This is a genomic window from Streptomyces finlayi, from assembly GCF_014216315.1.
Lineage (GTDB): Bacteria > Actinomycetota > Actinomycetes > Streptomycetales > Streptomycetaceae > Streptomyces > Streptomyces finlayi_A.
Genome location: NZ_CP045702.1, coordinates 5,712,880 through 5,724,655 on the forward strand (window position 1 = coordinate 5,712,880; position 11,776 = coordinate 5,724,655).

The following is an 11,776-nucleotide window of genomic DNA, read 5'->3' on the forward strand; positions in this document are numbered from 1 at the left end:
CCTCAGCTCTTGTTCTCTGACGTCTGGCGCGTCATCCGGCGCATCAGGGCTTCCTGGGTGGCGTCCGCGCGGTCGATCTCACCGGTCAGCCGGCCTTCGGCCATCGTGTAGATCCGGTCGCACATGCCGAGGAGTTCGGGCAGCTCCGAGGAGATGAAGAGCACTGCCTTGCCGTCGGCCGCGAGCTTGTCGATGACGCTGTAGATCTCGAACTTCGCTCCGACGTCGATCCCTCGGGTGGGTTCGTCGAGGATCAGTACCTCGGGGTCGGCGTGGACCCACTTGCTCAGCACGACCTTCTGCTGGTTGCCGCCGGACAGCCGGCCCACCTGCTCGAAGACCGTGGGCGCCTTGATGTTCATCGAGGCGCGGTAGCGCTCGGAGACCCGGCGCTCGTGGTGCTCGTCGACGACACCGCGCCTGGCCATCCCGGGCAGTGAGGCCAGCGAGATGTTGCGGTTGATGTTGTCGATGAGGTTGAGGCCGTACGTCTTGCGGTCCTCGGTGACATACGCGATGCCCGCCGTGACGGCCTCCGGCACGGTCTTCGTACGGACCGCCTTGCCGTTGACCTCGACGTCCCCGGCGACGTAACTCCCGTACGACCGGCCGAACACCGACATGGCCAGCTCGGTACGGCCCGCCCCCATCAGGCCCGCGATCCCGACGATCTCGCCCCGGCGCACGGTCAGCGAGACGTCGTCGACGACCTTGCGCTGATGGTCCACGGGGTGCCGGACCGTCCAGCCGCTCACCTTCAGGGCCGTGCCCTGCTCGCCCTCGTACCGTGTCCGCTCGGGGAAGCGGTGATCGAGGTCGCGTCCGACCATGCCTCGGATGATGCGGTCCTCGGACAGCTCCGGTTCGGCTTCCGCGGTCTCCCGCACGGTGAGCGTCTCGATGGTCCGCCCGTCGCGCAGGATCGTGACCGAGTCGGCGATCTCCCGGATCTCGGTCAGCTTGTGCGAGATGATGATGCACGCGATGCCCTGCCCGCGCAGCTCCCGGATGAGCCCGAGCAGCTTGGCGCTGTCCTCGTCGTTGAGCGCGGCGGTCGGCTCGTCCAGGATGAGCAGTTTCACCTTCTTCGACAGGGCCTTGGCGATCTCCACCAGCTGCTGCTTGCCGACACCGATGTCCGAGATCGGGGTCTGCGGATTCTCCGGCAGCCCCACCCGCCTGAGCAGCCGCGAGGCTTCGCGCAGGGTGCCGTTCCAGTCGATGAAGCCGCGCCTGCTCCGCTGTTCGTTGCCGAGGAAGATGTTCTCGGCGATCGACAGATAGGGGACGAGCGCCAGCTCCTGGTGAATGATGACGATGCCGTGCCGCTCGCTGGCCCGGATGTCCTTGAACGCGACGGGCTCGCCCTCGAAGAGGATCTCGCCCTCGTAACTGCCGTGCGGATGAACGCCGCTGAGCACCTTCATCAGGGTCGACTTGCCGGCGCCGTTCTCGCCGCAGATCGCGTGGATCTCCCCGGCGCGCACGGTCAGACTCACCTCGCAGAGCGCCTTGACCCCGGGGAAGGTCTTGGTGATGGAGCGCATCTCCAGTGCGGGGCGGCTCACTTGAGCTGTCCCGCGGTGAAGTAGCCCTCGTCGACCAGGAGAGCGGTGTTCGACTTGTCGATGGAGACCGGCTTCAGCAGATACGACGGCACGGTCTTCACGCCGTTGTCGTAGTCGCTCACGTTGTTGACCTCCGGCTTCTTCCCGGTCAGGACCGCGTCGCCCATCTGCACGGCCTGCTGGGCGAGCTTGCGGGTGTCCTTGAAGACGGTCTGCGTCTGCTCGCCCGCGATGATCGACTTGACGGAGGCGAGCTCGGCGTCCTGCCCGGTGACGACGGGCAGCTCCTCACCGTCGTAACCGGCGCTCTTCAGGGCCGAGATGATGCCGATCGAGATGCCGTCGTACGGGGAGAGGACCGCGTCGACCTTCTCGGTGCCGTAGCTCTTGCTGATCAGGTCGTCCATCCGCTTCTGCGCGGTGCCGCCGTCCCAGCGCAGGGTGGTGGCCTGGTTGAGCTGCGTCTGCTTGCTGCGGACCACCAGCTGCCCGGACTTCAGGTACGGGGTGAGCACCTTCATGGCGCCGTTCCAGAAGTACTTGGTGTTGTTGTCGTCGGGGGACCCGGCGAACAGCTCGATGTCGAACTCCTCGCCCGAGCCCTTCTCCGGCTCCTTCAGCCCCAGCCGGTCCAGGATGTACTGGCCCTGGAGCTCGCCGACCTTCTCGTTGTCGAAGGAGGCGTAGTAGTCGATGTGCTTCGTGCCCGTGATGAGACGGTCGTAGGAGATGACGGGAATGCCCGCGTCGTGCGCCTTCTGGAGCACGTCGGAGAGCGCGGAGCCGTCGATCGCGCCGACGACGAGCAGTCGGTGCCCCTTGGTGATCATGTTCTCCAGCTGGGCGACCTGGTTCTCCACCTTGTCGTCGCCGTACTGGAGGTCGGTCCTGTACCCGGCCTTCTTGAACTGTGTGGCCATGTTCCGGCCGTCGGCGATCCAGCGTTCCGAGGACTTCGTCGGCATGGCCAGGCCGATGGTCCCGCCCTTGCTGTCATCGGCCTTGTAGCGGCTGCCCCCTCTGGCCTCCTGGCCGCAGGCGGTCAGAACGAGTCCCAGGGTGACGGCGGTTGCGGCTACGGCGGCTCCGCGTATACGCATCGTGATTCAGTGCCTCTCAGTGGTTCCGGACGGTTCCGGACAGTTCCGGGCTGGTGGGGAAGCGGTTCAGCTCGCCAGGGAGCCGGGAGCCGAGCGGCGACATGCCGCCGTCGGCGCCGTGCCGGGCGAGCAGGTCGAGTACGAGCCGGCCGCGGCGGACCCGCTCCCGCGCGGTGGCGAGCGCGAGGTCGCGCAGGTGTCTGCCGTACGGGTAGATGCCGGGCGACTTGCTGAGCCCGAACTTCAGATAGAGCGGGGCGCCGCGCCTGATCAGCTCGGCCGCCTCGTACATCCGGACGTACCCGCCCAGGTCGTCCGGTGCCTCGACGTACAGGTCGAGGGGTACGCGGCTGGCCCGCCGGATCTCCGTGAAGTGGGCCAGGGTCAGGTCGGACGGCACATTGACCGAGTCGGCGCCGAGCCGTTCCTGCACCTGCACGGCCGCCGGGTTCACCGGGCCGATGAGCGCGGAGACCTTGAGCGTCGTGCCGGCGGGGATCAGCCCCTCGTTCCGCATCCGGTGCAGGGTCCACAGGACCCCTTCGTCGGCGATGAGCAGGCACCGCACACCCAGCTCGGTCGCCCGCACGGCATCCTCGACGCACCCGGCCAGGGCGTCGTGCCCCCGGGCCCGCAGGCCCGCGCCGCCGGAGTCCGTACGTGTGGACGCGCCGGTGTCCCAGGTGCCGCGTGGTCCGGTGAACAGACACAGCTCGATGTCGCGTTCCGCGCAGCCCGCCACCATCTCGGTGATCTCGGTGTCGCTGAGCATCCAGATGCCGCTGCCCTGGCTGATCCGGTGCACGGGGACACCGAGCTCGGCCGACTCCTTCAGGACGACGGCGAGCGCGTCCGGGCCTTCCACGGACGGGATCTCGGTACGCCAGCTGCCCCCGTCGGGGAAGGTGTGGGGCGAGGCGTCGGCGGGGGACAGGGGTCCGGCGCCGAGGCCCAGCGCGCTGAGCGCCGAGTCGCCGGGACGGCGCGGGCCGGGGGGAGAAGCTGTGGCGTCGTTCACGGCTGATCCTTCGTATTCGATGTCTCGGAACAAGGGAAGGGCGGGTGCACGCCGGTACGGGGGTCGTCGTTCGCCTCCGTACCGGCGCGCGGATCAGGGGCCGTCACGGGCGCAGCAGCACCTTGCCGGTCTCCGGGCCGCCGGCACCGACGAGGGCCACCGCCTCCGCGAACTGCTCCAGCGGGAACTCGTGCGTGATCAGCGGCGCCGGATCGAGGAGCCCGGCGGTGAACGCCCGTACCGCGTAGGACCACGCCGACGACGGCGCACCGAACACGCTGCGCACGGTGAGCTGGCTCAGTGACAGATGCACCGGGTCGATCCCCACGGCCCCGGGTGTGAACATGCCGGTGAGCACCACGCGCCCGCCGCGCCGCGCCAGCAGACACGCGTCGGCGGCGGTGGTCGCGGCCCCCGCGGTCTCCACGACCAGGTCGTAGCCGCCGCGTACCTCCTCGGCCCGCTTCGGGGTACGGGTGTCGCTCGCCCCGAACTCCAGAGCCAGGCAGGCCCGTTCCTCCCGCGGGTCGATCACGGTCAGCTCGCCGGGCGACACGGCGGCCAGCAGCTGCACGGCGAGCAGCCCCAGCGTGCCCGCGCCCACCACCGCGACGCGCTCACCCGGCTCGGGCGCCCCGGCCCGCACCGCGGCGGCGACCACCGCCGCCGGCTCCAGCAGGGCGGCGGCCCGCAGGTCGGCGTCGTCGGACAGCAGGTGCAGCAGCCGGGCCGGGACCACGACATGGTCGGCGAACGCGCCGGGCCGGGTGAACCCCGTCTCGTCGTATCCGGCAGAGCACAGCGAGGTCTCACCGCAGCGGCACCGATCGCACCGCCCGCAGGCCCGGAACCCCTCCGCGACCGTCCGCCGGCCGGTCAGCGCCGGATCGACGCCCGCGCCCACCGCTTCGACGATGCCCGACCACTCGTGGCCCGGCACCACCGGATAGCGGACGTAGTCCGCGTCGCGATGGCCGTCGTACAGCTCGCGGTCGCTCATACAGATCCCGGCCGCGGCGACCCGCACCCTGACCTCACCGGGCCCCGGCTCGGGTGGCGGACCCGACGCGAGGCGGTGCCGCCCCGGCCGGTCCACCACCAACGAGCGTGAAAGGGGACTCACTTGGGCTGCCTCTTCTCCCAGCCGTCGGCCCACAGGTCGAACCGGGCCTGCTGCTGCGGGAACTCGGCCGCGGCGTCCACATCGAGCTCGACACCGAGCCCGGGAGCGTGCGACAGCTCGAAGCAGCCGGTGGCCGGGTCGACCTGGGGCGCGCCCTTGACGACCTTCTTGATGTCGGCGTCCGCGAAGTCGTTGAAGTGCTCAAGGATCTTGAAGTTGGGTGTGCAGCCGGCCAGCTGGAGACTCGCGGCGGTCAGCACGGAGCCGCCCACGTTGTGCGGGGCGATCAGCATGTAGTGCGTCTCGGCGGTCGCGGCGAGCTTGCGGGCCTCCAGGATGCCGCCGATGTGGCCGACGTCCGGCTGGATGATGTCGGCGGCCTGTGACTCGAAGAGCTCACGGAACTCGACGCGGTCGTGGATGCGCTCGCCGGTCGCGATCGGCAGATCGATCTTCTCGGCGACCTTGCTGAGTGCCTTGAGGTTCTCCGGCGGCACCGGCTCCTCCAGCCACGCGGGCCGGAACGGCGCCATGTCGCGGGCGATCCGCACCGCGGTCGAGGGGCTGAACCGGCCGTGCATCTCCAGCATCAGCTCGGTGTCCGGGCCGATGGCGTCCCGTACGGCCTCGATGAGGGACACCGCGTACCGGGTCTCCTCCTGCCCCAGCTCGAAGCGGCCCGCGCCGAACGGGTCGATCTTCAGCGCCCGGTAGCCGCGCTCCACGACCGCCTGCGCGGCCTTGTGGTACGCCTCCGGGGTCCGCTCGGTGGTGTACCAGCCGTTGGCGTACGCCTTGACGCGGTCGGTGACCTTGCCGCCGAGCAGCTGCCAGACCGGGACGCCCAGCGCCTTGCCCTTGATGTCCCAGCACGCCATCTCGATGACGGCGATGCCGGACATGACGATCTCCCCGGCCCGCCCGTAGTCGCCGTACTTCATGCGGCGTACGAGATCCTCCACCGCGAACGGGTCGGAGCCGGTGACATGGTTCGCCGCTGCCTCACGCAGATAGCCGACCAGCGCGTCCGTACGCCCGAGCATGCGGGTCTCACCGACGCCGGTGAGGCCCTCATCGGTGTGAACCTGGACGTAGGTGAGGTTGCGCCATGGGGTGCCGACGACATGCGTGCTGATTCCGGTGATGCGCACGGAAGACGCCTCTCGGTTGTTCGATATTTCGACACTCGTTCGAAATGCTGGCGTGACCGTAATGACGGGCCAGCGCACGTGTCAATGGTTCACGCAAGTACGCTGACCCGTATGAGCGATCTTGGGGCGGGCTTCGGCTATCTGATGAAGGGTCAGCGCTGGGCGTTCCAGCACGGCCGGTGGTTGGGGTTCGGTCTGCTTCCCGGGCTGGTCACCCTGGTCGTATACGCCGGTGCGCTGACCGGACTCGGCTACGGCGCCGACGACTTCGTCGCCTGGGCGACCCCGTTCGCCGACGACTGGTCCTCACCTTGGCTCGGCCTGCTGCGCAACACCCTCGTCGTGCTGGTCTTCGTCTTCGGCCTGTTCCTCGCGGTGATCACCTTCACGGCGGTGACGCTCCTGGTCGGCCAGCCCTTCTACGAGTCGCTCTCCGAGGAGGTCGACCGCAGCGAGGGCGGCGAGGTCCCCCGGTCCGACCTGCCGCTCTGGCGCGAACTGTGGATCTCCGCCCGCGACTCCCTCCGCATCCTGCTGCGCGTCGCGCTGTACGGGGTGCTGCTCTTCGCCCTCGGCTTCATCCCGGTCATCGGCCAGACCGTGGTCCCCGCGGTCGGCTTCTGCGTCTCCGGCTACTTCCTCGCCCAGGAACTGACCTCGGTCGCCCTCCAGCGCCGGGGCATGGTCCTCGCCGACCGGCTCACTCTGCTGCGCGGCCGGCGCATGCTGGTCCTCGGCTTCGGCGTGCCGCTGACGCTCTCCTTCCTCGTCCCGGTCGTCGCGGTGTTCCTGATGCCGGGCGCCGTCGCCGGAGCGACGCTGCTGGTCCGCGACCTGGTGGCACCGGAGGGTGCGGAGCCGGCGAGCCCGTACGCGCCGGGCCAGGGGAGACCGGCATGACCGAGATCCTCGCCGTCGCGCTCATCACCGTCCTCGCGGTCGTCAGCCCGGGCGCCGACTTCGCGATGGTCGTGCGCAACAGCTATCTGTACGGGCGCGGGACCGGCCTCCTGGCGGCCACCGGAGTCGCCGCGGGTGTCCTCGTCCACGTCTCGTACACGATGCTCGGCGTCGGCCTGCTGATCGCGTCCTCCACCGCGCTGTTCACGGCGATCAAACTGGCGGGGGCGGCCTACCTCGTCTACATCGGGGTACGCACGTTCTTCGCCCGCAACGATCTCTCCGTCGACCTGGCCCCGGCGTCCGGGCTGAGCCCGTTCGGCGCGCTGCGCACCGGCTTCCTCACCAACGCGCTGAACCCCAAGACGACGCTCTTCGTCGTCTCCACCTTCACCCAGGTCGTCGGGCCGGACACGGCTCTCTGGCGGCAGGCGGGCTACGGCCTCTTCATGTCCGTGGCGCACTTCGGCTGGTTCGGCCTGGTGGCGCTGTTCTTCTCGCACTCGCATCTGCGTGCGGCGATGCTGCGCCGGCAGAAGATCCTCAACCGGTCCATCGGTTCGGTGCTCGTGGGCCTCGGAGTCACTCTGGGGCTGGCCCGCTGAGATCCTCCCGGCCGCCCCGCAGCAGCCGCAGGAAGTCCCGGAACGCCCCCGGCATGTCCACCGCGTCCGGGTCCAGCAGCCACTGGTACTGCAAGCCGTCCATCACCGCGACCATCAGGGTGGCCGCACGCTCCGGCGTCATCCCGCCCGGCAGCTCCTCGCCGTGCTCCGCCCGGAGCGAGGCCGCCATGTCCGCGCGGACCTGCGTGTAACGCCGGGTGAAGAACTCCCGCGCCGGATGCTCCTCCGTCACGCTCTCGCCGAGCAGTGCCGAGAAGGTCTGGACGATGGCGGGGCGCATCGCGTTGTACTCCACGAGCGAGCCCAGCAGTTCGAGCGGCCACGGGCCCTCCCCGCGGCTTCCGCCGCCGCCGGTGTCCCACCGGTCGCGGTCCTCCAGCACGGCGACGAGCAGGGCTTCCTTGGTGGGGTAGTAGTGCAGCAGCCCCTGCTGGCTGAGGCCGACCCGCTCGGCCACCGCGCTCAGCGTGGCCCCGCGGTAGCCGCGTTCGGCGATGACTTCGAGGGTGGCGCGGAGGATGTCCGCCCGCCGCTCCTCGCTCCTGGCCCGTACCATCGCCGGCCCCTTTCCTGCGCGACAGCTCCTTGTCAGCAGGACCGTACGGCATCCTCGGGGCCCGGCCGCCCTTCGGTAACGAAGTGATAACCAAATCTACCGGCTCACCTGGATCGACGACACCATGGAGACCTTCGCAGTGGAGCGGTAACCCGACGAGGAGGTACGGCCGTGGCAGACGCGTCCCCATCCAGCACGCCCGAGGCGGTCCGCGGTGCCGCGGTGGAAGCGGCGCTCGCCGCACTCGGCCTCGACGACAAGGCGCGGCTCCTGGCCGGCCAGGACATGTGGTCGCTGCCCGCGCTGCCCGCCATCGGGCTCCGGTCGCTCGTGATGTCCGACGGTCCGATCGGCGTCCGGGGCGTCCGCTGGAGCGCCGACGACCCCTCCATCGCCCTGCCCTCGCCCACCGCCCTCGCCGCGACCTGGGACGCCGGCCTCGCCCGCCGCGCGGGCCGGCTGCTCGCCCAGGAGGCCCGCCGCAAGGGCGTCCACGTCCTCCTGGCACCCACCGTCAACCTGCACCGGTCCCCGCTCGGCGGCCGCCACTTCGAGGCGTACAGCGAGGACCCGTACCTCACGGGCGAGATCGGTACCGGCTATGTGCGCGGCGTGCAGGAGGGCGGAGTCGGCACCACCGTCAAGCACTTCGTGGCCAACGACGCCGAGACGGACCGCTTCACCGTGGACAACATCGTCGCCCCGCGCCCCCTGCGCGAGCTCTACCTCGCCCCGTTCGAACGCATCGTCAGGAACGCCCACCCCTGGGGCATCATGGCCGCCTACAACCAGGTCAACGGCTCCACCATGACCGAGCACCACTACCTCCAGAACGCCGTCCTGCGCGGCGAATGGGGCTTCGACGGCTTCGTCGTCTCCGACTGGCTCGCCGCCCGCTCCACCGTAGGGGCCGTAACCGGCGGCCTCGACGTCGCGATGCCGGGACCCAGGACGGTGTACGGGGACGGGCTCGCCGCCGCCGTCCGGGCCGGTGAGGTCGACGAGTCGGTGGTCGACGGCGCCGTACGCAACGTCCTGCTGCTCGCCGCGCGCGTCGGCATCCTCGACGGCGCCCCGCCCGTCGTCGACCCGGCCGACCACCCCACGGGCATCGACGGCGAGGCGCTGGCCCGCGAGATCGCCCGACGCTCCTTCGTCCTGGTACGCAATGAGGGCGCCGCACTCCCCATCCGGCCCGGGGCCGTCCGCAAGGTCGCCCTCATCGGCGCCCTGGCCCGGGACGCCCGCGTCCTCGGCGGAGGCTCGGCCCAGGTCTTCCCCGACCATGTGGTCTCCCCGCTCGACGGTCTCACCGCGGCCCTCCCGGACGGAGTGATCGACTACCGCGTCGGCGCCGACCCCAACGACCGGCTCGCCACCGCCGAGCAGGGCTTCGAGTTCAGGGCCGTCTGCTACGACCGGTCGGGCACCGTCCTCGCCACCGCCCCGCTGAACAGCGGATCCGTCCAGTGGGCCGGCACCGACATGCCGGACGGCGTCACCCTCGACGCGCTCCACAGCGTCGAGGTGACCGGCACCTTCGTCCCGCGCGAGAGCGGCGAGCACACCTTCGGGACGCGGGGCACCGGCGCCCTCAGGCTCAGGATCGCCGGCGAGGTCCTGTTCGACGGAGTGCGGCGGGTCACCGGCTCCGACGACCCGGGCGAGGCGTTCTGGGGCAACCCCGTCGAGCGCGGCCGGGTCACCCTCACCGAGGGCGTCCCCGTCGAGGTCTCCCTCCGCCAGGTGCCCGACACCCTCGGCGCCGACTCACCGATCCCCGGCGTCTCGTTCACACTCGTCCACCTCGGTCCGCGCCGTGACCCCGCCGAACTGATCACCGAAGCGGCCGACGCGGCCCGCGCTGCCGACACCGCCGTCGTGGTCGTGGGCACCACCGAACACGTGGAGTCCGAGGGCTTCGACCGTACGGACCTGGCACTCCCCGGCCATCAGGACGAGCTCGTGCGGGCGGTGGCCGCCGCCAACCCGAACACGGTCGTCGTCGTCAACTCCGGTTCCCCCGTCGAGCTTCCGTGGCGGGACGAGGTCGCCGCCGTGCTGCTCAGCTGGTTCCCGGGCCAGGAAGCGGGCCACGCGCTCGCCGACGTCCTGCTCGGCGTGGACGGCGCGGAACCGGGCGGCCGGCTCCCCACCACCTGGCCGGCCGCCCTCGCCGACGCCCCGGTCTCGAACACTGCTCCCTCCGACGGCGAACTCCACTACGAGGAAGGCGTCTTCATCGGCTACCGCGCCTGGGAGCGGGCCGGCACGGCGCCCGCGTACCCCTTCGGCCACGGCCTCGGCTACACCACCTGGGCCTACGAATCGCTGCACGCCACCGCGGAGTCCGCGACCGTCCGCCTCCGCAACACGGGCCCGCGCCCCGGCGCCGAGACCGTCCAGCTCTATCTGGCCCCGGAGGCGGACACGGCACAGCGCCCGGTCCGTCAACTGGCCGGGTTCGCCCGGGTCGAGGCGGCACCGGGCGAGACGGTCGAGGTCACGGTCCCGCTTGACCGGCGGGCGTACGAGATCTGGGACGAGGACGCCAACGGCTGGCAGCTGGTCCCCGGCCCGTACCAGGTGCAGGCGGCCCGCTCCGTCGCCGACATCCGGCTGACCGCCCCGGTGGAGATCAAGGACTAGCGTCTCCCGTGGGCGGAGAGAAGCCCCTCCGCCCACGGGAGACGCCCGTGCTCAGCGCACCGAGAAGCCGTACACGGTCGTCGAGGTGAACTCCTCGCCCGGCCGCAGCACCGTGCTCGGGAACTCCGGCCGGTTCGGCGAGTCCGGGAAGTGCTGGGTCTCCAGCGCGATGCCCGCACACGGCCCGAACGGCTTCCCGTCGAAGTGGTCGGCGGTGTACAGCTGCATGCCGGGCTCCGTCGTACGGACCGTCAGCACCCGCCCCGACCCCGGTGCGTACAGCTCGGCCGCCACCCCGTCCGCCGGTGAATCGTCGAGCACGTAGTTGTGGTCGTACCCGGTGCCCACCGCCTTCGGCTCCCGGAAGTCGAACCGGGTCCCGTCCACCGGAGCGAGTTCACCGGTCGGCAGCGAGGCGCCGTCCACCGGAGTGATCCGCCCGGCCGCGATCCGCAGCTCGTGCCCGAGCGCGCTCGTCCCGTCCGCACCGGCCAGGTTCCAGTACGTGTGGTTCGTCAGGTTCACCACCGTGGGCGCGTCCGTCGTCGCCCGGTAACCGATCCGCAAGGCCCCGCCCGGGTCCAGGCTGTACGTCACCGAGACCGCGAGCCTTCCGGGGAAGCCCTCCTCGCCGTCCTCGGCGACGAGGGAGAGGCACACGCCGTCCGGGACCCGCCGCGCCTCCCACACCCGCTTGTCGAAGCCCATGGGCCCGCCGTGCACCTGGTTGGCACCCTCGTTCGGCGTGACCCGGTGCACCGTGCCGTCCAGCTCGAACCGGGCGCCCGCGATCCGGTTCGCGTACCGCCCGACCAGAGCCCCGAAATAGGGCCCCGAGAATTCCCGGTACGCCGCGAGATCCGGCAGCCCCAGTGCCACAGGGCCCCGGACACCGTCCCGGCCCGGTACCTCGACCGACTGCACGATGCCGCCGTACGTCAGCACGCGTACCCGCGTGCCGTCCCGCTCCAGGGTCCAGCGCCGTACGGCCGTGCCGTCCGCGAGGGCGGAGTAGTCCTCCGCGTGTATGTGCGTGTCCGTCGTACCCGACGCATCCGTCGTACCCGTCGTCATGATCAGGGACC

General features: G+C 70.7%; 10 protein-coding genes. 3 read left to right on the plus strand and 7 right to left on the minus strand.

Going from position 1 to position 11,776, the window contains the following annotated elements:
- Positions 1-2 precede the first annotated feature (2 nt).
- The 5 genes from mmsA to F0344_RS26110 form a co-directional block, all read right to left on the minus strand.
- Entirely contained in the window at positions 3-1,568 is a 1,566-nt protein-coding gene (gene mmsA, locus F0344_RS26090) for a multiple monosaccharide ABC transporter ATP-binding protein (protein ID WP_195826153.1), read from the minus strand.
- Positions 1,565-2,668, minus strand: a complete 1,104-nt coding sequence (chvE, locus tag F0344_RS26095; protein ID WP_185301089.1) for a multiple monosaccharide ABC transporter substrate-binding protein — start codon at positions 2,666-2,668, stop codon at positions 1,565-1,567. Before chvE ends, mmsA begins: the two co-directional genes overlap by 4 nt.
- Before the next feature lie 16 nt (positions 2,669-2,684).
- On the minus strand, positions 2,685-3,686 hold the full coding sequence (locus F0344_RS26100; RefSeq protein ID WP_185301090.1) for a hypothetical protein: 1,002 nt from the start codon (positions 3,684-3,686) through the stop codon (positions 2,685-2,687).
- Between the two features lie 103 nt (positions 3,687-3,789).
- Complete coding sequence (locus tag F0344_RS26105; protein ID WP_185301091.1) at positions 3,790-4,809, minus strand: zinc-dependent alcohol dehydrogenase; 1,020 nt, start codon at positions 4,807-4,809, stop codon at positions 3,790-3,792.
- Positions 4,806-5,960 (minus strand): mandelate racemase/muconate lactonizing enzyme family protein, encoded by a 1,155-nt coding sequence (locus F0344_RS26110; protein WP_185301092.1) that lies wholly within the window; start codon positions 5,958-5,960, stop codon positions 4,806-4,808. The genes F0344_RS26105 and F0344_RS26110 overlap by 4 nt, the downstream gene beginning before the upstream one ends.
- A 111-nt stretch (positions 5,961-6,071) precedes the next feature.
- On the opposite strand from F0344_RS26110, the gene F0344_RS26115 reads away from it, so the two are divergent.
- Both F0344_RS26115 and F0344_RS26120 read left to right on the plus strand, forming a co-directional pair.
- Positions 6,072-6,860: an EI24 domain-containing protein gene (locus tag F0344_RS26115; RefSeq protein WP_185301093.1), complete on the plus strand. Its 789-nt coding sequence runs from the start codon at positions 6,072-6,074 to the stop codon at positions 6,858-6,860.
- Positions 6,857-7,465 carry a LysE family transporter gene (locus F0344_RS26120; RefSeq protein WP_185301094.1) on the plus strand — a complete coding sequence of 203 codons (609 nt, stop codon included), beginning with the start codon at positions 6,857-6,859 and terminating at the stop codon, positions 7,463-7,465. The genes F0344_RS26115 and F0344_RS26120 overlap by 4 nt, the downstream gene beginning before the upstream one ends.
- Here F0344_RS26120 and F0344_RS26125 read toward each other — a convergent pair.
- Positions 7,443-8,042 carry a TetR/AcrR family transcriptional regulator gene (locus F0344_RS26125; RefSeq protein WP_185301095.1) on the minus strand — a complete coding sequence of 200 codons (600 nt, stop codon included), beginning with the start codon at positions 8,040-8,042 and terminating at the stop codon, positions 7,443-7,445. The genes F0344_RS26120 and F0344_RS26125 overlap by 23 nt on opposite strands.
- A gap of 171 nt (positions 8,043-8,213) precedes the next feature.
- Between F0344_RS26125 and F0344_RS26130 the strand changes: the two genes are divergently transcribed.
- The gene (locus F0344_RS26130) at positions 8,214-10,691 is read left to right on the plus strand and encodes a glycoside hydrolase family 3 protein (RefSeq protein WP_258050122.1); all 2,478 of its coding nucleotides are present in this window, start codon (positions 8,214-8,216) and stop codon (positions 10,689-10,691) included.
- A gap of 51 nt (positions 10,692-10,742) precedes the next feature.
- On the opposite strand, the gene F0344_RS26135 is transcribed toward F0344_RS26130, so the two are convergent.
- Positions 10,743-11,765, minus strand: coding sequence for an aldose epimerase family protein (locus tag F0344_RS26135; RefSeq protein ID WP_185301096.1), 1,023 nt, complete (start codon positions 11,763-11,765; stop codon positions 10,743-10,745).
- Positions 11,766-11,776: the final 11 nt, after the last annotated feature.